This is a genomic window from Aquimarina megaterium XH134 (genome assembly GCF_000520975.1).
GTDB lineage: Bacteria > Bacteroidota > Bacteroidia > Flavobacteriales > Flavobacteriaceae > Aquimarina > Aquimarina megaterium.
Map to the genome: position 1 here is coordinate 145,058 of NZ_JACB01000006.1, position 20,893 is coordinate 165,950.

Genomic DNA, 20,893 nt, shown 5'->3' on the forward strand with positions numbered 1-20,893 from the left:
TGCTAATAAAGGATTATGAACAAATTCTTATTTTAATATATAAGATGCATAATCAGCCACAAATGGAGCACCTTCAACTGTAGAAAAAGCGCCATTCCATGTTTGTTGATCAAAAGATTCTCCTATCGTATAATCTGGAACATATGGATTGTGACGATCAACATCTACCCATTTTTTGAGATTAGCATTATACTCATAGATAACATATCGTCTTCCTTCACTTGCAGTATCATAATATGGATTGCAACTTGCATCACACTCACCCACTTCTGACACCACTCTAAAACGTTCGCCAATTGCTGACTTCACATTAAAATCTATTACTTTACCCACTGCAAATTCCTTTTTCCCTGTTAAAGGATAATAATCTCTTATAGAATGCTCTATACCATACCCCCAACGTAGTTTTTTACCTGCCTGGTACCATTGCCCTAATTCTGAATCGTATTTCTCTACATATAATCTACCAAAAAGCTCTGCTCCACTAGTACCATGATCTGATGCTTTATACAAAGCAACTGTTATAGGATCTATCCTGATCTTATCATAGTTTACAAGATCACAGTTTTTAACCGTATAATTTATATTTTGAACTACATTAAAAGTTCTGTTTCCATGAACATAATTTACTTTGTATGAGATTGGGTATCCTGGATTTTGACGAGATACATTTGCTCCTTTTGCCAAAAACCCCACAACTCCCTCTAAATCATTAGCTAATGCCGACAAAGATGAAGAGATCCCTGCTTCAGGATTACCTCCTAATTGTTTAACCTTTACATTGGCGTTTTGAAAAATTTCTTTATATCGGGCAGACACATCAACATTAACAGTTCCTACTCCTTTATAAGCAAATTTCAGTGCTGCCTCTACCTCTAAAGCGCTCTCATTAGACTCATATATCATGGTATATAACCTTCCATAAGTTACTGACTCTATATAAGAAGATGGGTTTGCCTGATCCGCAGCAACCTCTTTAAAATCGGTTACATACGGATCAAGTCTTTCTGGGGCAACACTATTACTTAACCAGCCATATTGACCAATTATATTCTCTTTTGGGGAAACAGAAGCAGTAAAAAAACGTTGCTTAAGTGTAACGGCAAACCTGGTTTTTTGTTCGTTAAAATTAATTCCTAATTGTCCTGACACATTGATACTTGGTCCAGAATATCCTGCTTTTAAGGCAAATTGTAGTTGTTTTTCACTATGTATTCTCTCTATAGACACTTCAAAGCTTGCAGGAAAACTTGCATTACTATCATAATAATTATTCAGGATTTCATTTAAGTTGTCTTGTACTTTTCCTGGTGTTGGAGTATCAACATTTCTATATGTTGAAGCAGATGTTCCTGATAAAACATTTACCCTTACCTCTATAGGGTTTCGGCTCTCTCCATAAATTGGAATTGATGTAGGTGCTCCTTCTTGTATCGACCTAGAAGCTATTAGATTACCCGGCCAAAGCAAAGAACCATTAGGATCTAACAGAAAAAAATCTGAATCACTTTGATTGAAAGAAACTTCTTTTGTAACACAATTTTCTTCTACTAAGCTTTTTGCAGATTTGCTTTTATCGCCTTGTTCTTTTATAACCAAATTGCTAACACCATCAGGAATATCCTCATAGAGATACTGAGCTTTTGATTCTAGTTTTGTAACGGCCTGATCATCTAATTTATCATCGTTTTGGCAAGATACTAGTATTGCCAAAGAAAGCCCCAATAAAGTAATATTTGTATATTTCATTAAATAAAATTTTAAATCATTTAGTTAAATCAGTAGTTTAATTGCCTTTTTATGTTATGCAACAATAAGTCATTATGCATACTCTAAAAACCATCATAGATATAAAAAACACTGTTTTTTTGTTTTTAAAATACCTCTACACTATGAGTTTTGAACATGTAATCTACTGCTTAAAAACTTTTACCTTTTTTAAGAATTTAAATTCAAAAGAGAACTAGTATTACTTTCTATATCATATGATTGCACATATGATCTTATTTAAATTCTGGCGGCAAATATAACACAGGCAACTATCTTATCCTATGGCAATCAAAGCATTAAGACATTGATCACAATTCGTATTTAACATTTTTTTTATTTGCTAAAATGAAACAGATATGAAGAAAAAAAGTGTAAACTATACTTATTTAATAATTTACAAATTAAAATAAATCTCGACGAATTTCGAGATGATGTTTAACCATAATAATACTAATTTAAAACCGTAAATAAAAAATATGAATTTTAACACTGAAGTGTTAAAAAATGTAAATTTTAGTAACTAATACATTTATCCTTTACCGCAAAGATCATAATACTGGTATCAACAAAACACAAAGCATCCTTAAACATCTTTTTCATTACTACTAAGATCTCTCTTACAACTTAATCACAAGTTTCAACATCTTGTGCTTACAATAAAAAAGCAACCGGAATTTAGTGCTGAATCTTTAAAATTTATTTTAATACAATAAAATGGATTTAAGCAAGGTTGTAGTAAAGTATACGTTATTCATATGTAAATCAAATGCAATCAAACTATATCGCAAAAACAGATCCCGTTCTGTAATGGGGTTAACTTGAGTAATTTATTCTAAAATGAGGTGCATTTTAGAATAAAAAGTCTCCTTAACTTTATTATTTTTACGCACAAATCAATTTATTTATGAGTTCATCTTTTGAAAAATACCAAAAACGACGACTAATCTCTTCTTATTTTTCTGTTGTTATTAGTATTTCTTTGGTATTATTTTTATTGGGCTTATTAGGCTTGTTGGTTTTAAATACTAAAAAAGTAGCGGATCATTTTAAAGAAAAAATTGCACTTACTATTTATTTAAAAGATACCGCCAAAGATGTTGAAATCAAACAGCTGGAAAAAACTCTGGCGTTGGCAGAATATACTAAATCGACTGCTTTTATTTCTAAGGATGAAGCTGCCGAGGAACACAGTAAGGATATCGGAGAGAATTTTATGGATTTTCTTGGGTACAATCCACTTCAGAATTCTATCGACGTATACTTAAAAGCTGATTTTGTAGATCAGGCAAAAATTGAAGAAATAAATGCTTCTATCATCAAAAAAGATTTTGTAGATGAAGTGATTTATGATAAACCTTTGATCTCATTATTAAACGATAATATAAAGCGTATTAGTTTTTGGGTACTTCTCATTAGTGGTATTTTCACTTTTATTGCTGTATTGCTTATTAATAGTTCTATCCGTTTATCGGTGTATTCAAAAAGGTTTATTATTAAAACCATGCAAATGGTTGGTGCTACAAAAAAATTTATTCGCAAGCCTTTTGTATGGAAAAGTGTGCGATTAGGGATGATAGGAGCAATTGTAGCCTTAATTGGTGTTGGGATTGTATTATACTACCTTAATAAAACATTCCCAGAACTGGCATTGCTTGATGACAAAATCTTACTTATTATTTTATTTGCAGGTATTTTTGGGATTGGCATACTTATCACCTGGATCAGCACATTCTTTGCTACACAACGGTTCTTAAATTTAAGAACTGATGAATTATACTATTAATCTAATTAACACGAATAACTAAACGTATTAATTTAAAACTACTAATCTAGATGTATTAATGGGTAAAATTGCTAAAATATATCTTTCGATCATTTTTGTACTTTTTATTGCCTTTATGGTAGCAGTAATACAAACATTTCGACCTGTACGTAATGTGCAACCTGATGATGTTATGAAGATTGAAGGAATTGTAACCAACATACAGGAAGGATCGGGATTTGATATTGTAATTACCCTTAAAAATGATAAACACCACTACTATATTAATCGTGGATTACAATATCAATTAACTGTAGAACAACTACGCTCTGATATTCTTAATAAAAGAGTTACTTTGTATGGTATAGAAAGATGGACTATATTTACCCGTGATAAAAATATGGGACATATATCAAAATTAATAGTTGATGATATTGTAATATTTAACGAAATTGATAACGATGAGCATGAAAAAACAATCTAATAAAAATACGCCAAAACCTGACTTTATTTTTGAAAAGAAAAACTATATCGTTATGGCTATAGGGATAGCGGTAATTGCTCTTGGCTTTATTCTCATGGCAGGAGGAGGAAGTGATGATCCTAATGTTTTTAATCCAGACATCTATAATTTTAGAAGAATTCGATTGGCACCAACTATTGTTTTAATTGGTTTTGGTATTGAAATATATGCTATTCTTCTAAATCCCAATAAGAAGAAAAAACAGTAATTTATCATTTTATTTTACGGTAGTTATATCTTTGCGTCAAATTTAAGAAATCCCAAAATTCTCTATGGAAATCATCGACGCAATTATTCTAGGCATAGTACAAGGGCTTACCGAATTCTTACCTGTTTCTTCTAGTGGTCATCTCGAGCTTGGCAAAGCTATTTTAGGTGATCAAAGCGTACCAGAAGAATCTTTACTTTTTACTGTAGTTCTACATTTTGCAACTGCGCTTAGTACCATAGTAGTATTTAGAAAGGATATAGTAGAGATTGTAAAAGGAATATTGAAATTCGAAAAAAACGAAGAAACTCTCTTTTCTTTTAAAATCATTATCTCTATGATTCCTGCTGTTTTAGTAGGTTTATTTTTTGAAGAACAATTAGAAAAGCTTTTTGGAGGCAATATTATGTTTGTTGGTTTTATGTTACTCATTACAGCTGCGCTATTATGGTTTGCAGATAAAGCTAAAAGCACTCGAAAATCGGTTAGCAACTCAAATGCATTTGTAATTGGTGTTGCCCAGGCAATCGCAATGCTTCCAGGAATTTCGAGAAGTGGTGCTACAATATCTACTTCGGTATTGTTAGGAAATGACAAAACCAAAGCCGCTCGCTTTTCTTTCTTAATGGTTATCCCTTTAATTTTAGGAAAAATTGCTAAAGATATACTTGGTGGAGATCTTATTTTTTCATCAGAAAACAGTATTCCTTTGGCACTTGGCTTTCTGACTGCATTTGTCTCAGGGCTTTTTGCATGTACCTGGATGATTTCTTTGGTTAAAAAGAGTAAGTTAACTTATTTTGCCGTATATTGTATACTTGTTGGTTTATTAGCCATCAGTTTTGGTTTTATTAAATAGCCCCCATCTATAATGCTAACCGAACAAAATTATAAAGACGGTCAAGTTCTTTTGATCGATAAACCGCTGCAATGGACATCTTTCCAAGTTGTAAATAAACTTCGTTGGCTTATCCGGAAAAATTTTGGTATCAAAAAAATTAAAGTAGGTCATGCAGGAACGCTCGATCCTCTTGCAACAGGACTATTGCTTATCTGTACAGGAAAATACACTAAGCGTATACAAGAATTTCAAGGACAAGCCAAAGAATACACTGGGACAATATTACTTGGAGCCACAACACCTTCTTATGATTTGGAAACCGAGATTGATCAGACTTTTCCTGTAGATCATATTTCTGAAGAAATTATTCATAAAACAACATCCCTTTTTATCGGAGAAATAGAACAATACCCTCCGATTTTTTCAGCTTTAAAAAAAGACGGAAAACGATTATATGAATATGCACGAGAAGGAGAAACTGTAGAAATTAACTCTCGAAAAATTAATATAACCGAATTTGAAATCACTAATATCAAATTTCCGGAAGTAGAATTCAGAGTTGTATGTAGCAAAGGGACATATATTAGATCATTGGCACATGATTTTGGAAAAGCATTAAATAGCGGGGCTCACTTAACTGTTTTAAGAAGAACTAAAATAGGATCATTTTCGGTTGAAGATGCGACTACAATAGAGTCTTTTGAAAACCAGTTAGCCTCAAAAATTGAAACTACATAAAATATTGTAGAATAAAAGTAGTTATAATTACCTATGGAATTTGTAGAAAAACATAAAGCTTTGATTATCACATCCATGTTGATGGGAATCGTCGTTCTAAGTCTTTACAATATCAATATGATAAATAAGCAAAAAGAACAATCTGAAATCTTAATGGAAATCCCCGAGGAATTTCTTGCCGAAGAAGAAGAGCCCGAAGAAGAACTAATCGCTCAGGAAGATCGACAATTAATTGCTGCCAAAAGAACACATGCCGCTTTTAATGAAGATTTTGAAGATCCAGAAGAGTTTGAACAACGAATGAAATCATTAACAGAAGCTGAAACTTCTGCAGAAGAAAGTGAAGAAGCTGCACCAACAGAAGGAGAGGTTCCTATTGATGAAGAGGAAGAAAGTGAAACTGAAAAAAAGGAAAAACCAGAACCAGAAGGTAAAGAAACCAACAATAGAAACAGTTCTCTTACTTATAGCTTGAAAAACAGAAAATCTATAGATCTACCTAACCCAGTATACACATGTAACGGAAATGGTAAAGTAGTAGTAAAAATCGAAGTCAATAAAAATGGATATGTAATTAATACCAAAATAGACAAGAGAAATTCTACTACCAGAAACGAATGTCTTTTTGACAATGCTATGGATTATGCCAGAAAAGCTTTATTTTCTCGTTCTGATATAGAAGAACAAGAAGGTACTATTACTTATTACTTTAATTACGGATCTTAAGCTACAGTAATCTCAACACATCTTCTGCAATATTCGCACCTTTGTCCTTGTTGTACCAAACTTGTAAATCTTGCTTAAACTCTGGATCTAAACTGCCGTGTTGCTCTTTATAATCATTTACCATTTGTGTTGCTACAGAAGGCCTGGGACCCCATGAGTTTAACACTTCTTTGTTTTGATTATCAAACACAATTAATTTAGGTATTGATTTTCCTCCGTTGGTTAAAAAATTATTCATCAACTCATCGTGATCATCTCTAGAGATGATTTTTAAATCTATCCCATCATTTAATTCTGCAAGTTTATTCAATACAGGTAATACATGGGCAGCATCCCCACACCATCCCTCTGTTAATACTACCCAGGTTACATTTAGATCGGCATTAGAAAATGAGGTACTAATAGATTCGTCAATTTTCAAAGTCTTATCCCATCGTTTCATTCTACGATCATTAAGCATACTATAATTTGTTAATGCTTCAGATTGTTCGTGACCAGTAGATTTATTTTCGGTTAACAAGTCACTAATCAGGTTCTTATATTCCTGATATGTGTAGGAATTATCAATTCCTTGAGTTATCAATTCGGGTATTGTCATTGTAGTAGGTTGTTCCATAATTATAGGTCTCAAAAATAGGTAAAACAATATTTTTATATCAAAAACGCATAGATCAAAATCGTATAACTGTCAATTTTTGAAGGTTTCTTATACATAGACGATAGTTATCTTTAAAACTTACAGATATTCTATACTCCCTGAAAACAGTGGGTACGTTTATACGGTTAATAGTGTACTCTGTATACAATTAGATTTGAATCTTTGTATTCTAGTCTTTTTTTTGATTTTAATATAAAACAGACGTACATATATCATAAAAAGTAGCTCATAACTAATCTAATTATATGGAATCTCTCGAGAATACCGAATCAAAAAACAGTAAAACAAAAACAGATAAAGATTACGCTATAGAATTTGAATCCGCAATGAAAAACTGGGGAGAATATTATTCAGACTGGGCAGGATGCAAAAATATTTATGTGGGTGAAGATCGAGAGATAAAAGGTAATACCATCTATCCCGAAAGCGGCGATTGGGTTGTAAATGACATAAGAGGTAAAAGCGGCACTTATGGTATTGATCATGAATCTTCTAGAATCTATAAAGTAAAACTAAAAAGCCCAGAACACTATCCCAAAGTAGATTATAAACAACAAGCATTAAAACTAAAAGTCGATGCGGTAGCACTTATGGATCGATACCATTGGTTCTCAATGCTTTTTAGAGACTGGGCGCATCAAACAGAAGTAACTCCTTACGGCATATGGGATACTCCCGATGATATAGACAAAGACTATGAAAATGAAAAAACCGAATTCGTAAATGATCCCCATTTAGCTTTATACTGGTTATTACATTTTGGGTTTTCTTTAGATAATAGATACGAAGAAGTAAAAAATATAGTACTTGCTAATCAATTAGAAGAACAACTAGAATATTTTAAAATGACTCTTGGTTTTTTTAATACAACCGATGCTTTTTATGATCTACAGATACATGATGAATATTCTTATTGTGATGAGGAGGATAGTTTTGAAAACCTATTCTTAAGAAGACGTGCATACTTAGTATTTAATACTCAATCTTATGAATTTAGAGGGAAAGAAGATAATTTACAACAATGGTGGTTATCTATAATTATATATCCCCAGGCAGAAAAAAACATGATCAAACGTATGCGATGGCTAAAAAATAACTTAAAAAAACATAATAAATGGATTGAGTTTGATGAAATAATCAAAACGGTTAAAATAGAAGAAATCAGTTTACTACCATATATATTGGCATGTAGTCCCAATACAAAAGACAAAACAAAACATGCAAATCGTTTTTTAGAAGAACTACTCGATGGAAAGAAAATCTGGAAAGAAAACATACGACGTAAGTTCGTACAAATCATGATTTGGGATTTAAAAGATCTTTTTACAGAAAAAGATCTTCTTAAAAAGGCGGTCAATTTTTACTTCAAAGGAAATACTGCCTCCAAAGAATATGCAGATTTATTAACTGTAATAGGAGAACCTACTCCAGATTCTGATACCGTTCAAAAGATTTTAAGAAAACTCACCGACATTTTTAAAGATTATGATGATCTTAAAACGACCACAGCCGAAAAAGAACGTTTATATAAAAAAACAGATGCTGTATTCTCTTCTCTAGAAGAAAAACTACTATATCAAGTTATAGAAAACAGTAATGAACATGAACTATCAAAACGAGCCTTTTATTTCTTATATCTAAATGACCTTCCTAATAAGCAACAAACTATTACACAACTGTTTTCTAACTTGGGATTATATCATCATGATATTCCTGAAATTTTCACAAAAGAATTTCCTCACTTAATCAAAGATGAGAACGATCCTAATATCGAAATTGTAAAATCATGGTTTACACTACCAGAAAGTAAATTTGAAAGTAGGTATAATGCAGAAAAAGCTCCCGGAGTTGCCTGTATGTTTTTCCTGAATGTTTTACACTTACCCGATATTTTTAATTTCGTCGTCAACACATTATTACTTGATGAAGACACTCTTCAAAAAATACCACACCTATCAGAAGTTATTTTTACACAATTACTTTCTGAAGAATATGGCACTAAAATAAACCCTACTAATAGGTTTAATAAAGAGCAAATTGAAACCATGCTCGAAAATACCTTTACGTTTTTAGAAAAAAATCATTCCAAAATTCCCGGAGGTAGTACAGAAGCTATCCGTACCATTTACCACTGCGAGAATCCACTAGCAAAAAACTGGATTAAACAACATCACAAAAGTACAGATATTGAAAAACGTTTTGGAAATATGTCTATTGACATGGATGATCTTACCGAAGAAATAAATGATGCTTTAGAAAGCGCCTTAGAATTTATAAGAGATGCAGAACAAAATGTTTATTTAGAATATAAAGACGAGAAATCATCAAAATTTTGGAAAATAAAATATTACCAAGAAATTTTCACAATAACTTATGGTAAAATAGGTACGAAAGGACAATCAAAAACAAAAGAATTTAAGGATATAAACACAGCACATAAAGAAGGAAAAAAGCTTATTGAGCAAAAAATAAAAAAAGGATACATATCGACCACTGAAAAATATTTTTATCAGAAATAAAAACAAAAAAATATGATTTTAAAGCTAACAGTCAGGAATTTAAATAATAACTTTACAAGAGGGACATTATACACTTTACACATTACAGACGTATAGCATTATTTTAAGGGGTTTTCGATAGAAAATTTAAATACATGAAAAAATCATTTACTATAATTATTCTATTACTAGGATATATAACTGCTATTGGTCAGGAAAATAAAATTTACACCTCATTGCAAGAAGCATTAGTCAATAAAGATCAGGTGTACAAGCTAGACCTTAGCCACACTAAACTCACAAAACTATCTGATTCTGTAGCCCAACTAAAACATTTACAATACCTTAACCTTGAAGGAAATGAAATAAGTAAATTACCAGAATCTATTGGGGATTTAAAAAAATTAAGAACACTTAATGTAAAAAAGAACAAACTTGTTGAGCTACCGGGATCTTTTGGTGGTTTACAAAATATAGAGGTTTTATTTTTATCTGAAAATCAAATCCTTACACTCCCCGAGTCTATTGGAAATTTAAAAAAACTAGGATGGTTATTCTTAAAAAATAATCAAATCAAGGTGTTACCCGAATCCTTTGGTAATCTTGCAAGTTTAAAAAAATTGGATTTAAGACAGAATCAACTTGTCGAGTTATCTAATACTTTTAGTAATCTTACCAGCTTACAAGAACTTCTTATAGAAGGAAATCGACTTTCTGAATTACCATTAACATTTGGGAATCTAAACAATATAGAAGCGCTAAATCTATCTGGCAATCAAATTGATGAATTACCCGAATCTTTTGGAAATCTAAATAGCTTAGAATGGTTGATTTGTAAAGAAAATAAGCTAGATCGTATTCCTGAAACCTTCGGAAACCTTTCAAAATTAAAACTGCTGTACTTAAATGCTAATAAAATAAGTAAGCTTCCAAAATCTTTTCAAAATCTTACCAATTTAAAAGACCTCAACCTATCTGGCAACAGACTTTCTAAAGCAGAAAAAGAAATAAGCAAACAATTATTACCTAATTGTGAAATTAATTTTGAAAACAGTTACTACTCTTTGCAGAAGGCCTTAGAAAATAAAAAAAATGTTGACATCCTGTATCTTTCGGATAGTGAATTAACAGAACTCCCAGAATCAATAGGAGAGCTTAAAAATTTGCAAAAGTTATATCTCATAAGCAATCAACTTAAGAAATTACCAAAATCCTTTGAGAAACTTAAAAAATTAGAAACTCTTTCCTTGTCTTATAACAGTATTGCAAGTTTACCAGAATCCCTATACAAACTTAAAAACTTAAAACAACTCTATTTAGATAGTAATAAACTCTCTTCTTTGCCAGAGTCTATAAAAGATTTAAAAAAATTAAAAATCATTCATCTATCTGGTAACAACTTATCTGATCTAGAAAAGGAAAAAATTAAAAAACTACTGCCTGATTGTTCGATTTCTTTTTAAAATAAACAGTATTTTAGAAATTTGATCTATAAAACAAACTAAGAATATACTATGCAAAAACACAGATGTGGTTGGTGCGTTGGCGACCCTCTATATGAGGCCTATCATGATACCGAGTGGGGAGTACCATTACACGACGAGCAGCTTTTATTCGAATTTTTAATCCTCGAAACTTTTCAGGCAGGTTTGAGTTGGATTACCATTTTACGAAAACGAGAAAATTTTAGAGTTGCTTTTGATAATTTTGATTATAAAATCGTTGCTAAATATAACGACACGAAGAAAGAAGAATTATTACAAAATGCTGGAATCATTCGCAATAAACTAAAAGTAAATTCTGCAATAACCAATGCTCAGAATTTTATTAAAATACAAGAAGAGTTTGGCAGTTTTAATACATACATCTGGAGTTTTGTAGATGGGAAACAAGTTCAGAACAGTTGGCCTCATTATAAAGATTGCCCTGCGACTACAGAAACTTCTGATATGGTAAGTAAAGATTTAAAAAAGCGAGGGTTTAAGTTTGTGGGTTCTACCGTGATTTATGCTTTTATGCAGGCTATTGGTATGGTAAACGATCACGAAGTAGGCTGTTTTAGATACAAAGAAGTTTAACATATCACACAAAACCATTAAAAACATAAGAAGATGAGTGGAGAAACTAATTTAACTACTTTAATCAGAAACATGTCTCCTGTATTACAAGCTGGTGAGTTTGTTTTTTCTACAGTAAAAAATACAGATCATATTCCCAGAGAAGATAGTATTGGTGAATTTAAAGAACCCGAAGGAGTAACTATTATAATTGATCGTAAAAAGGCAGAACATCTTAATCTTTCTTATGAATATATTGCTTCATGGATAACTTTAGAAATCCATTCTTCGCTGGATGCAGTAGGCCTTACAGCTATTTTTTCGACAGAATTAGCAAAACATAAAATTAGCTGCAATGTAATTGCCGGCTATTATCATGATCATATTTTCGTTGACAAAAAAGATGAACATAAAGCAATTAATGTGTTAAAGAAACTATCAAAAAATTATAAAGGATAGCTTACAGTTTTATTCCAAAAGATAAATCTCCTGCATCACCTAGGCCAGGAATAATATAGCTCTTATCATTTAATTTTTGATCAACCGCAGCAATCCAGAGATGAGTATTTTCGGGAAAAACATTTTTAATATATGATATCCCTTGCTCTGAGCCTATTACAGAAACAATATGTATTTGTTCGGGTATACCATGTTTTTTCATCGCAATAAATGTATTTTCCAGAGTCTTTCCTGTTGCCAACATTGGATCTGCCAAAATCAAGGTTTTATCTTTCAAAGAAGGCGAAGCCAGGTATTTTACCACAATTTCAAAATCATCATCATTATTTTGATGATCTCTATAGGCCGAAATAAATCCGTTCTCTGCTGTATCAAAATAATTTAATAATCCTTGATGCAATGGTAATCCGGCTCTAAGAATAGAACACAATACGAGTGCATTTTTAGGCACAGAAATTTCTTTGGTTCCCAAAGGGGTTTGAACTGTTCTAGTTTCATAATCCAGCGCTGTACTTAATTCGTAACTTAGGATTTCGCCTATCCGTTCGATATTCTTCCTAAAACGCATTGCATCTTTCTGTATAGCAACATCTCTTAATTCTAAAACAAATTGATTTAAAATTGAATTTTTTAATCCTAAATTATGAATAACCATTGATACTGTATTTTAAGAAGTTATTAATACTATTATTTCCTGTTACTTTTTGAAATCAATTGAAGATCAGAATAGCTTCCTAATCATATATTATTTCAAATATTTTATAAACGTAGTCCTGGTAATTTCTCTGGCACCCAGGCTTGCCAAATGATCAGTATACACCTGGCAATCGATCAATTGTATCTCTTTTTTTATTAACCACTCTACCAAAGTAATAAAACCATATTTAGAAGCATTACTTACTTTAGAAAACATACTCTCACCACAAAATACTTTTTTATCTTCTAACAAAACCCCGTACAAACCTCCTACCAAAACAGATTGTTCCCAAACCTCAACAGAAATAGCATATCCTAATTGGTGAAGTTTTGCATATGCCTTTTGCATATCGTTTGTAATCCAGGTACCTTCTTGTTCTGGCCGTTTGATTGTTGCACAGTGTTGTACAACACTATCAAAGGCCTTATTAAATGTTACTTCAAACTTATTTTTTCTGATAAGTTGACGCATACTTTTACTTACTCTAAGCTCTGGCGGAAAAAGTACCATTCTGGGATCTGGACTATACCATAGGATCGGTTGATCCTCATCATACCAGGGAAAAATCCCGTTATGATATGCCTTTAGTAATCTATCAACAGAAAGATCTCCTCCTATAGCCAAAAGACCATTAGCATCAGCAAGAGTAACCGGTGGAAATTGTATTGAATCTGTTAAAATGTACAAAATATACTTATAAACCTTTATACAACGTTAAATATCAATCAGTTGTTTGAATTGACCAAAAAAATCGCAATATTTGTTAGGACCTTTTAAGATAAATTTTGTTCATCATTGCTTTTTTGAGTTTTATTAAAAGGTTAACCTAAAACCACAATAATGAAAAGTCCGATATTATCTTATATCGGACTTTTTTCTTTTTATTAAATAGTGTACTTAAAACCTATTTAGAATGGTAAATCATCATGTTCTTCTTCAGAAAAATCTTTTGCAGGTTCAAAAGCGTCTACCGGTGGAGTTGGAGGAGCACTTTGAGCTACAGGTTGCAAGCTCTCAATTCTCCATCCCTGGATAGAATTAAAATACTTAGTTTCTCCTTGTGGATTTACCCACTCACGACCACGTAAATTAATACTTATTTTCACATCCTGACCAACTTGAAAAGGATTTAATAAGTCACATTTATCCTGAACAAACTCTACCATGATATGCTGTGGGTATTGCTCTTCAGTAGTAACTACAATTTCTCTCTTTCTAAAACCATTGCTTCCAAAGGTTTGAGTCTCACCGATCATCTTTACTTTACCTTGTACTTCCATCTTATTGAATTATTATTTTGCTGCTAAAATGTTCCATGCCGTATCCATATCATCCTGATCGAGATACTGCTTTGCAAATTTATGAATTTCTATTAGGTTAGCCTCCTGAATTTTATCCTTAATATCATTATGGTTATTAACAAATTCTAAAGCTTCAGATTTTGTTGGCATTCCTTCTACATTTCCTAGTTTACCTAAATCATTTCCTGTAAAAACAGTACTATTTCTTACTTCTTCTGGCAATGCATCTACACCAATTCCTATTGAACTTAATGGTTTAGGCACTTCAAACATTCCCATATTGGCCCTACTATACCAATTACCCCCCATACGAGCAACCTGATCTATCTTATGCTGATCTATTCTATTATTTTCGTCCATAACATTCTCATTAATATGCATAAGAACGACTTCGCAGATAATAAGATTACCAGCTCCTCCTTCGGTACCCATAGGAACTACCTGATTAACCTTACATTCAAACTGTACCGGAGATTCCCCTACACGATACGCTCTGACTTTTTCTGAAGGAACCATGGTAAGCCCAGATTTTACAAACTCGTTAACCCCCTCTGGATACTCTGTACTTGATAATGACATCTGCTGTACAATATCATAATTCACAATATTAATGACTACTTCTTTGGTAGATTTTGCATTTTCTAATGTATGTTTAGTCGTATTATCTCTAACTCTTCTTGCCGGAGAAAAAATAAGAATCGGTGGATTCGCACTAAATACATTAAAAAAACTAAACGGAGATAAATTAGCATTGCCATTTACATCCATCGTGCTAGCAAAAGCTATAGGTCTGGGACCGATTGCTCCAAGAATTAAGCCATGTAATTTTCCTGTAGTAACCTCTGATGGATCGATTGTAATCATAATTTGTTTTATATTGAGCAAATATAACCAAAGTTTGGTTTTAGAATCATTAAAAAAACAGGTTTTAGAATCTGTTTTATAAACAATAAAATCGTTTTAAAACGTTTATATTTAGGATTTAGTTAACTAGTCTGTATGAATTTTTCTGATGAGCGTAATTTTTCGAGCTATTTTATTATTATAGCTGTTTTAGTTATAACTGGCCTCGTTTTATGGAATACATCGTTATTCATGCAACGTCTTAAAGATGATGAACGAACTAAAGTTGAAATATGGGTGCAATCCCAGAAAGCATTAGACAGCGAACAATCTGATGACTATCTAGAGTTATCTATTGTTATCAATACAACAAACAAATCTATTCCTATCATCATTACAGATTCTAAAGGTGACTTTATTAGAGATTCTTTAGGAAAACCTGATCCTAGTTATTTTAAAAACTTATCTAAAAATGAGATAACAGATGAAGAAAAACTCAAATCATTTTTAAAAACGTTAAAATCAGAAAACGACCCAATAGAACTCGATCTGAAAGATACCGTTCAATATATTTATTACGGAAATTCTGATATTTTAAATAAATTGAAATATTACCCAATGACTATTGCCATCATTATATTTCTGTTAATTGGAGTAATTTATTTCTTTTTTACTACCTCTAAAGCTAGTGAGCAAAACAAACTTTGGGCAGGTATGGCTAAAGAAACTGCTCACCAAATAGGCACACCATTATCCTCGTTGGTAGGATGGAATGAAATCCTGAAAACCGAAAATGTAAATCCAGAATATATCGTAGAAATAGAAAAGGATATTGAGCGGCTAAAGATAATTACAGAACGTTTTTCTAAAATTGGTTCTATTCCTAATCTCGAAGATGTTGATATTGTAGAAGAAACCCGAAATGCCTATACATATCTTCAATCCAGAAGCTCTAAACTTATTAATTTCTCACTTAATTTACCAGATAAACCTATTCATGTATCATTAAACTCCCAATTATATAGCTGGACAATCGAAAACCTCGTAAAAAACGCTATTGATGCAATGCGAGGGAAAGGAGATCTTAATATTGATCTTATAGATGATGCAAAGCGGGTATTTATACGAATTAAAGACACAGGTAAGGGTATTCCTAAAAGTAAATTCACCAAAATTTTTGAGCCTGGATATACATCTAAGAGCAGAGGGTGGGGTCTGGGTCTATCCCTATCAAAAAGAATTATAGAAGAATACCACTTAGGAAAAATTAAAGTTCTTAAATCAGATATTGGTAAAGGCACTACTTTTCAAATTACACTTCGCAAGTCTGGAGTTACTTCTTAATATTAAATTTTCTTAAAAAGGTATAACAATATTTTTTTCACAACGTTATAGAATACCTATTAAACGCCAAATCTAAACAAAGTGAAAACTGAATATATTATTTTAAAAGAAACAACTCTTAACAATAATTGTCCAGAATGCTACTCTACTGATGGCATGATACTTTCTTTCAAACAACAAAGACTAAAATCAAAACTTCTGGTCAAAACCAAAAGTAATATTGTCGAAAGTATTAACTGTAATAAATGCGAAAATCAAATTTTCCCAGGACAATGGACTACAGATATAGAAAGAGTATATGATTACCATAAAAAAACAATCACTCGCCAATCTGGATCACTGCGTTTTACCAAATTGTTTTATATTTTATTATTTATTGGGATTGCTATCGCTGCTTTTGTATACATCTATCTTTACAGATCTGATCTTTTAGGAATCTAATATTGTTTCATAATCTGGCGTAATTCATCTGTAATCAAAAAGGTTTTATCTGCATTAAAATCAAAACAAACTGCTACATCATGACCTTCTGCACAAAGTACTCCTTCATCATTATACAAATGATGATGTAACCCAAAACTAGAGTTTTTAATAAACTCAACTCTAGTTTTGATTATTACATTTCCCGGAAAAAACAACGGGTTTTTAAAATCACATTGTGTAGAAACCAGCATAGGTCCTTTTTTAGTTTCGGCATATAATGTTGCCAAACCGGTTACTTCCCAGAATTGAACACGTGCACTTTGCATATATTTCATAAAATTCACATTGTTCACATGCTGATACGTATCCATCTCACTCCAATCAATTCGAAGTTGTAGAGATAGTTTAAAACCTGATTCCTGCATACACTTATAAATTCGATTGAATTTCTTTTGCCAGTGCTTTAAATTCTGATTCTGACATAGAAATTTTATGCTGAAAAGTCATTTCTTTCATTTCATTTAGCGGAATTAAGTGTACGTGTACATGTGGGACTTCTAAACCTACGACGGCAATACCGACACGTTTACAGGAGACTGTTTTCTCTATAGCTTTTGCTACTTTACGAGAAAAACGCATTAACTCCAGATATTCGTCTTCATCCAGATCAAATATTTTATCTTCTTCTTTTTTAGGAATACAAAGTGTATGTCCTTTTGCATTTGGACTAATATCCAAAAAGGCGTAATAATTCTCATCTTCGGCCACTGTATATGATGGAATTTCGCCATTTACAATTTTAGTAAATAGGGTAGACATTAATTAAATTTTAGTTGGGTTACGGTTTTCGAAATATAGTTTATTTATCTGTAAGTCAAAACCATAAAAAAGCCTTTTTTAAAAAATTAAAAAAGGCTTGTAACAAAATTTAAGAAATTGTTTCTTTTATTCTCTTGTAATCTCTACAACATCAAACTTCATAATCCCGTTAGGCACTTGTATTTCAGCTATTTCGCCAACACTTTTTCCTAATAGACCTTTTCCGATAGGAGAATCTACAGATATCTTTCCAGTTTTAAGATCTGCTTCACTTTGCGCTACCAGTTTATAAGTCATTTCGGCACCATTAGTTTGGTTTTTGATCTTTACAGTAGAATGTATAAGAGCCTTAGACGTGTCTAATTGAGATTCGTCAATTAAACGTGCATTAGAAAGAGTCTCTTCTAATTTAGAAATTCTCATCTCTAATAATCCCTGTGCTTCTTTTGCGGCATCATACTCGGCATTTTCACTTAAATCCCCTTTATCACGCGCTTCAGCTATCGCTTGAGAAGCTTTTGGGCGCTCTACATCCTTAAGCTGACCTAGTTCGTCTCTTAGTTTTTTAAGCCCCTCGGCAGTATAATAAGATACTTTGCTCATAACTTCATCGTTTATATAAATACAAAAAATCCCACAAGAATGGGATTTGTTATTCAAAGATAACAAAAATTTTACTGAAGACTGCAAATTTACGTAATTTGCCAATACAATAGTAGTGTTATGAAAAAGACTTTATTTTTTGCAAGTATTCTTTTGATTTTATCATGTAGTAGTGATGATAATGGAGATAATAATCAATTTCTACCTCCTTCGAGCGTTAATTATCAAATCAATCTTAATTTACCTCAATTTAACCCACTTAAATTTCCGAGTAATCATTTGGTAGATAACTCAGAAAACGGGAGTATTAAAGGAGTCATTATTTATAATATTGATAACACTCAATATTCAGCTTTTGAGCTTAGCGACCCTAATCATTCTCCTAGTTCTTGCTCTACTCAGACGATTGATGGAATTACCTCGACTTGCAATTGCGATGACGGAAACAGTTACAATATTATTACCGGACAGCAAACCTCTGGAGATGGTCAATTTGGATTAAGGCGATATAATGTGCGACGAGAAGGAAATACGTTATTTATATCTAACTAACTGTACAAAGAAAAAAACAGCTTGTTTTTAATCTACATCTTGTTTTTTTGAAATCACAATTTTAAAAGAAAGCGGAAAATCAAAATCCATTAACTTAAATTCATACTCATCGTTCCAAAAGGAAGGCATATATGTATATTCTGTTTTTCTTAGTAAACCGTACCTGTAAACCTCTACTTCTCCACAACTATTTCCTTTAGAAAGCGATAGTTGTACACCCGTCTTTGTTGGACCACCGGCACCATGTGTTGGGCGTTTATGAGAATAACCTGTTAATAGAATAGACAAAGAATCTGTAAGCATTACTGGTATATTAGGTTTTAGCTCGACCAGTATTGGGTTTGTATATTGTATTGTTCCTGTATTTTCTTCTTGTTGGGCATAACTTAAATGATTCCAAAAAAGAAAAAGAGAAATTACAGTAATTATCCTACTCATAAAAATAAAATTACACATCCTATATTCAAAACAGTTTTTTAGCCCTTAAATATATTACAATTTATTTCCAATTATAGGCCCAATCTTTCCAAACCACTTCTAACCCCTTATTTTTAAGCATTTTCACTACATCTCCTGTAGAGCGTTCATCAGAAATTTCGAACTGTTCTAAAGACTGTGGTTCTACTACATAACCTCCTGGATTAGTTTTAGACTCGGCGCTTATAGAAGTGATTCCAAGATTTACAACATGCTCTCTAAACACTTCACTTTCTCGAGTAGACATAGACAACTCTACATCTTCATCTAACAATCGAAAAGCACATATCAACTGCACCAAATCTGAATCTGTCATTGCTACTTTTGGTTCTAGCCCACCGCTATGCGGTCTTAGTCTCGGAAAGGATATCGAATATTTTGTTTTCCAGTATGTTTTTTGCAAATAGTTAAGATGCAATGCTGTAAAAAAACTATCTGCTCTCCAATCCTCTAATCCAAAAAGGGCTCCTAACCCTATTTTATGAATTCCTGCTTTACCTAATCGGTCCGGAGTTTCTAATCGATAATCAAAATTAGATTTCCTTCCTTTTGGATGATGTTTTTTATACTCTTCTTTGTGATATGTTTCTTGATACACCAATACGGCATACAAACCATTTTTAATTAATAGTTCATAGTCTGACTGATCTAATGGCTGCACCTCTATCGTAATATTGGCAAATTTTGATTGTATGAGTTGTATGGCATTATTGATATAATCTACTCCCACTGTCCTATTAGCTTCTCCCGTAACCAAAAGGATGTGATCATAGCCTTTGGACTTTAGAAAACCTACTTCTTTTAGAATTTCTTTATCGGTTAATGTTCTTCTCGGAATTTTATTAGTCATACTAAATCCACAATACGTACATATATTTTGGCATTCATTACTTAAGTACATTGGGGTATACATCTGGATGGTATTGCCAAAACGTTTTTTAGTAGTATAGCTACTTATTTGCGCCATATGTTCTAAATATGGTTTTGCAGTAGGGGAAATCAATGCCTTAAAATCTTCAAGATCTCTTTTAGGTTTTTCAAGAGCATGAACAACATCTGCTTCTGTCTTAGAAAAAATACTGGAAAGTGTTGCTTCCCAATTATATTGCTCGAATATATCTTTGAAACTGGTATCAGGTAACGGGTATCGGGCATCTGTCATTACTTAATTGCTTTAACTAAATTAAACAACATCTTTCTGATAAAAACTACCTTGTTTAACAGATCATTTGCTTGTTCTTTTTCTAAATAGCCTAAATCTTTTGATAAAATCAAAAGATATTCGACCTCTGAAATAGATCCAGAAGCAATTCGTAAGAATCTTGCAAATTCTTTGTTGGAATCATGACCACAACCTTCAGATATATTGGTTGGAACAGAAGTGGATGCTCTTCTTAGTTGTGATATAATCCCAAACCTCTCGTCATCAGGAAACCGCTTAGTTAATTCATAAATTAGTAAACATAATTTATGGCTTTCTTTCCAAACTTTTAATTCTTTAAAATCTCTCATAAACATATTTTAATCAGTTTCTAAGTATCACTTTTCGACATTACCCCCAATACCAGAAACCTGATACCTGATACCCAAATTC

25 protein-coding genes are annotated in these 20,893 nt (G+C 32.1%); 13 read left to right on the forward strand and 12 right to left on the reverse strand.

Annotated elements, in window-relative coordinates:
* Positions 1–27: 27 nt before the first annotated feature.
* On the reverse strand, positions 28–1,749 hold the full coding sequence (locus Z053_RS0107485) for a thiol-activated cytolysin family protein (RefSeq protein WP_025664424.1): 1,722 nt from the start codon (positions 1,747–1,749) through the stop codon (positions 28–30).
* 925 nt (positions 1,750–2,674) lie between these two features.
* Here Z053_RS0107485 and Z053_RS0107490 point away from each other — a divergent pair.
* From Z053_RS0107490 to Z053_RS0107515, 6 genes are all read left to right on the forward strand, one after another.
* Entirely contained in the window at positions 2,675–3,553 is an 879-nt protein-coding gene (locus Z053_RS0107490; RefSeq protein ID WP_025664425.1) for a cell division protein FtsX, read from the forward strand.
* Between the two features lie 58 nt (positions 3,554–3,611).
* Entirely contained in the window at positions 3,612–4,016 is a 405-nt protein-coding gene (locus tag Z053_RS0107495; protein WP_025664426.1) for a hypothetical protein, read from the forward strand.
* Positions 4,000–4,263 (forward strand): DUF3098 domain-containing protein, encoded by a 264-nt coding sequence (locus tag Z053_RS0107500; RefSeq protein WP_025664427.1) that lies wholly within the window; start codon positions 4,000–4,002, stop codon positions 4,261–4,263. The genes Z053_RS0107495 and Z053_RS0107500 overlap by 17 nt, the downstream gene beginning before the upstream one ends.
* Positions 4,264–4,327: 64 nt before the next feature.
* Positions 4,328–5,122, forward strand: coding sequence for an undecaprenyl-diphosphate phosphatase (locus Z053_RS0107505; RefSeq protein ID WP_025664428.1), 795 nt, complete (start codon positions 4,328–4,330; stop codon positions 5,120–5,122).
* Positions 5,123–5,134: 12 nt separating this feature from the next.
* The gene (gene truB / locus Z053_RS0107510; protein WP_025664429.1) at positions 5,135–5,842 is read left to right on the forward strand and encodes a tRNA pseudouridine(55) synthase TruB; all 708 of its coding nucleotides are present in this window, start codon (positions 5,135–5,137) and stop codon (positions 5,840–5,842) included.
* A gap of 33 nt (positions 5,843–5,875) precedes the next feature.
* On the forward strand, positions 5,876–6,568 hold the full coding sequence (locus Z053_RS0107515; RefSeq protein WP_025664430.1) for a hypothetical protein: 693 nt from the start codon (positions 5,876–5,878) through the stop codon (positions 6,566–6,568).
* Between the two features lies 1 nt (position 6,569).
* Here the strand turns inward: Z053_RS0107515 and Z053_RS0107520 are convergent, their stop codons facing one another.
* On the reverse strand, positions 6,570–7,184 hold the full coding sequence (locus tag Z053_RS0107520; protein WP_174412097.1) for a thioredoxin family protein: 615 nt from the start codon (positions 7,182–7,184) through the stop codon (positions 6,570–6,572).
* Positions 7,185–7,471: 287 nt separating this feature from the next.
* On the opposite strand from Z053_RS0107520, the gene Z053_RS31840 reads away from it, so the two are divergent.
* The 4 genes from Z053_RS31840 (at position 7,472) to Z053_RS0107540 (ending at position 12,240) form a co-directional block, all read left to right on the forward strand.
* On the forward strand, positions 7,472–9,745 hold the full coding sequence (locus Z053_RS31840; RefSeq protein WP_206539207.1) for a WGR domain-containing protein: 2,274 nt from the start codon (positions 7,472–7,474) through the stop codon (positions 9,743–9,745).
* A gap of 134 nt (positions 9,746–9,879) precedes the next feature.
* Positions 9,880–11,187 carry a leucine-rich repeat domain-containing protein gene (locus Z053_RS0107530; protein WP_025664432.1) on the forward strand — a complete coding sequence of 436 codons (1,308 nt, stop codon included), beginning with the start codon at positions 9,880–9,882 and terminating at the stop codon, positions 11,185–11,187.
* 51 nt (positions 11,188–11,238) lie between these two features.
* Positions 11,239–11,802 carry a DNA-3-methyladenine glycosylase I gene (locus Z053_RS0107535; protein WP_025664433.1) on the forward strand — a complete coding sequence of 188 codons (564 nt, stop codon included), beginning with the start codon at positions 11,239–11,241 and terminating at the stop codon, positions 11,800–11,802.
* 33 nt (positions 11,803–11,835) lie between these two features.
* Positions 11,836–12,240 carry an ACT domain-containing protein gene (locus tag Z053_RS0107540; RefSeq protein WP_025664434.1) on the forward strand — a complete coding sequence of 135 codons (405 nt, stop codon included), beginning with the start codon at positions 11,836–11,838 and terminating at the stop codon, positions 12,238–12,240.
* Between the two features lies 1 nt (position 12,241).
* Here the strand turns inward: Z053_RS0107540 and upp are convergent, their stop codons facing one another.
* The 4 genes from upp to Z053_RS0107560 all read right to left on the reverse strand — a co-directional run bounded on the left by upp (position 12,242) and on the right by Z053_RS0107560 (position 15,102).
* On the reverse strand, positions 12,242–12,895 hold the full coding sequence (gene upp, locus Z053_RS0107545) for a uracil phosphoribosyltransferase (protein WP_025664435.1): 654 nt from the start codon (positions 12,893–12,895) through the stop codon (positions 12,242–12,244).
* 90 nt (positions 12,896–12,985) lie between these two features.
* Entirely contained in the window at positions 12,986–13,624 is a 639-nt protein-coding gene (gene aat, locus Z053_RS0107550; protein WP_025664436.1) for a leucyl/phenylalanyl-tRNA--protein transferase, read from the reverse strand.
* Between the two features lie 221 nt (positions 13,625–13,845).
* Positions 13,846–14,217: a DUF3127 domain-containing protein gene (locus Z053_RS0107555; RefSeq protein WP_025664437.1), complete on the reverse strand. Its 372-nt coding sequence runs from the start codon at positions 14,215–14,217 to the stop codon at positions 13,846–13,848.
* A gap of 12 nt (positions 14,218–14,229) precedes the next feature.
* The gene (locus Z053_RS0107560) at positions 14,230–15,102 is read right to left on the reverse strand and encodes a flavin reductase family protein (RefSeq protein WP_025664438.1); all 873 of its coding nucleotides are present in this window, start codon (positions 15,100–15,102) and stop codon (positions 14,230–14,232) included.
* Positions 15,103–15,237: 135 nt separating this feature from the next.
* Here Z053_RS0107560 and Z053_RS0107565 point away from each other — a divergent pair, with 135 nt between their 5' ends.
* Together Z053_RS0107565 and Z053_RS0107570 are read left to right on the forward strand one after the other, a co-directional pair.
* Positions 15,238–16,425 (forward strand): sensor histidine kinase, encoded by a 1,188-nt coding sequence (locus Z053_RS0107565; protein WP_025664439.1) that lies wholly within the window; start codon positions 15,238–15,240, stop codon positions 16,423–16,425.
* 81 nt (positions 16,426–16,506) lie between these two features.
* On the forward strand, positions 16,507–16,866 hold the full coding sequence (locus Z053_RS0107570) for a hypothetical protein (protein ID WP_025664440.1): 360 nt from the start codon (positions 16,507–16,509) through the stop codon (positions 16,864–16,866).
* Here the strand turns inward: Z053_RS0107570 and Z053_RS0107575 are convergent.
* From Z053_RS0107575 to greA, 3 genes are all read right to left on the reverse strand, one after another.
* On the reverse strand, positions 16,863–17,273 hold the full coding sequence (locus tag Z053_RS0107575) for an acyl-CoA thioesterase (protein WP_025664441.1): 411 nt from the start codon (positions 17,271–17,273) through the stop codon (positions 16,863–16,865). The two genes, Z053_RS0107570 and Z053_RS0107575, sit on opposite strands and share 4 nt — an antisense overlap.
* Before the next feature lie 4 nt (positions 17,274–17,277).
* Positions 17,278–17,667, reverse strand: coding sequence for an HIT family protein (locus Z053_RS0107580; RefSeq protein WP_025664442.1), 390 nt, complete (start codon positions 17,665–17,667; stop codon positions 17,278–17,280).
* Between the two features lie 126 nt (positions 17,668–17,793).
* The gene (gene greA / locus Z053_RS0107585) at positions 17,794–18,270 is read right to left on the reverse strand and encodes a transcription elongation factor GreA (RefSeq protein ID WP_025664443.1); all 477 of its coding nucleotides are present in this window, start codon (positions 18,268–18,270) and stop codon (positions 17,794–17,796) included.
* 120 nt (positions 18,271–18,390) lie between these two features.
* On the opposite strand from greA, the gene Z053_RS0107590 reads away from it, so the two are divergent.
* Positions 18,391–18,822 (forward strand): Rieske (2Fe-2S) protein, encoded by a 432-nt coding sequence (locus tag Z053_RS0107590; RefSeq protein ID WP_025664444.1) that lies wholly within the window; start codon positions 18,391–18,393, stop codon positions 18,820–18,822.
* 27 nt (positions 18,823–18,849) lie between these two features.
* On the opposite strand, the gene Z053_RS0107595 is transcribed toward Z053_RS0107590, so the two are convergent.
* The 3 genes from Z053_RS0107595 to Z053_RS0107605 form a co-directional block, all read right to left on the reverse strand.
* Complete coding sequence (locus Z053_RS0107595; protein WP_025664445.1) at positions 18,850–19,260, reverse strand: hypothetical protein; 411 nt, start codon at positions 19,258–19,260, stop codon at positions 18,850–18,852.
* A gap of 61 nt (positions 19,261–19,321) precedes the next feature.
* Positions 19,322–20,461: a 2-iminoacetate synthase ThiH gene (gene thiH, locus Z053_RS0107600; protein ID WP_025664446.1), complete on the reverse strand. Its 1,140-nt coding sequence runs from the start codon at positions 20,459–20,461 to the stop codon at positions 19,322–19,324.
* Positions 20,461–20,811: a four helix bundle protein gene (locus tag Z053_RS0107605; RefSeq protein WP_025664447.1), complete on the reverse strand. Its 351-nt coding sequence runs from the start codon at positions 20,809–20,811 to the stop codon at positions 20,461–20,463. Before Z053_RS0107605 ends, thiH begins: the two co-directional genes overlap by 1 nt.
* Positions 20,812–20,893: the final 82 nt, after the last annotated feature.

What these genes read in the sequence shown, in the direction of transcription:
- Z053_RS0107485 (WP_025664424.1), bottom strand. Translation starts at nt 1,749, where the DNA reads ATGAAATATACAAATATTACTTTATTGGGGCTTTCTTTGGCAATACTA.
- Z053_RS0107490 (WP_025664425.1), top strand. Translation starts at nt 2,675, where the DNA reads ATGAGTTCATCTTTTGAAAAATACCAAAAACGACGACTAATCTCTTCT.
- Z053_RS0107495 (WP_025664426.1), top strand. Translation starts at nt 3,612, where the DNA reads ATGGGTAAAATTGCTAAAATATATCTTTCGATCATTTTTGTACTTTTT.
- Z053_RS0107500 (WP_025664427.1), top strand. Translation starts at nt 4,000, where the DNA reads ATGAAAAAACAATCTAATAAAAATACGCCAAAACCTGACTTTATTTTT.
- Z053_RS0107505 (WP_025664428.1), top strand. Translation starts at nt 4,328, where the DNA reads ATGGAAATCATCGACGCAATTATTCTAGGCATAGTACAAGGGCTTACC.
- truB (WP_025664429.1), top strand. Translation starts at nt 5,135, where the DNA reads ATGCTAACCGAACAAAATTATAAAGACGGTCAAGTTCTTTTGATCGAT.
- Z053_RS0107515 (WP_025664430.1), top strand. Translation starts at nt 5,876, where the DNA reads ATGGAATTTGTAGAAAAACATAAAGCTTTGATTATCACATCCATGTTG.
- Z053_RS0107520 (WP_174412097.1), bottom strand. Translation starts at nt 7,184, where the DNA reads ATGGAACAACCTACTACAATGACAATACCCGAATTGATAACTCAAGGA.
- Z053_RS31840 (WP_206539207.1), top strand. Translation starts at nt 7,472, where the DNA reads ATGGAATCTCTCGAGAATACCGAATCAAAAAACAGTAAAACAAAAACA.
- Z053_RS0107530 (WP_025664432.1), top strand. Translation starts at nt 9,880, where the DNA reads ATGAAAAAATCATTTACTATAATTATTCTATTACTAGGATATATAACT.
- Z053_RS0107535 (WP_025664433.1), top strand. Translation starts at nt 11,239, where the DNA reads ATGCAAAAACACAGATGTGGTTGGTGCGTTGGCGACCCTCTATATGAG.
- Z053_RS0107540 (WP_025664434.1), top strand. Translation starts at nt 11,836, where the DNA reads ATGAGTGGAGAAACTAATTTAACTACTTTAATCAGAAACATGTCTCCT.
- upp (WP_025664435.1), bottom strand. Translation starts at nt 12,895, where the DNA reads ATGGTTATTCATAATTTAGGATTAAAAAATTCAATTTTAAATCAATTT.
- Z053_RS0107555 (WP_025664437.1), bottom strand. Translation starts at nt 14,217, where the DNA reads ATGGAAGTACAAGGTAAAGTAAAGATGATCGGTGAGACTCAAACCTTT.
- Z053_RS0107560 (WP_025664438.1), bottom strand. Translation starts at nt 15,102, where the DNA reads ATGATTACAATCGATCCATCAGAGGTTACTACAGGAAAATTACATGGC.
- Z053_RS0107565 (WP_025664439.1), top strand. Translation starts at nt 15,238, where the DNA reads ATGAATTTTTCTGATGAGCGTAATTTTTCGAGCTATTTTATTATTATA.
- Z053_RS0107575 (WP_025664441.1), bottom strand. Translation starts at nt 17,273, where the DNA reads ATGCAGGAATCAGGTTTTAAACTATCTCTACAACTTCGAATTGATTGG.
- Z053_RS0107580 (WP_025664442.1), bottom strand. Translation starts at nt 17,667, where the DNA reads ATGTCTACCCTATTTACTAAAATTGTAAATGGCGAAATTCCATCATAT.
- greA (WP_025664443.1), bottom strand. Translation starts at nt 18,270, where the DNA reads ATGAGCAAAGTATCTTATTATACTGCCGAGGGGCTTAAAAAACTAAGA.
- Z053_RS0107590 (WP_025664444.1), top strand. Translation starts at nt 18,391, where the DNA reads ATGAAAAAGACTTTATTTTTTGCAAGTATTCTTTTGATTTTATCATGT.
- Z053_RS0107595 (WP_025664445.1), bottom strand. Translation starts at nt 19,260, where the DNA reads ATGAGTAGGATAATTACTGTAATTTCTCTTTTTCTTTTTTGGAATCAT.
- thiH (WP_025664446.1), bottom strand. Translation starts at nt 20,461, where the DNA reads ATGACAGATGCCCGATACCCGTTACCTGATACCAGTTTCAAAGATATA.
- Z053_RS0107605 (WP_025664447.1), bottom strand. Translation starts at nt 20,811, where the DNA reads ATGAGAGATTTTAAAGAATTAAAAGTTTGGAAAGAAAGCCATAAATTA.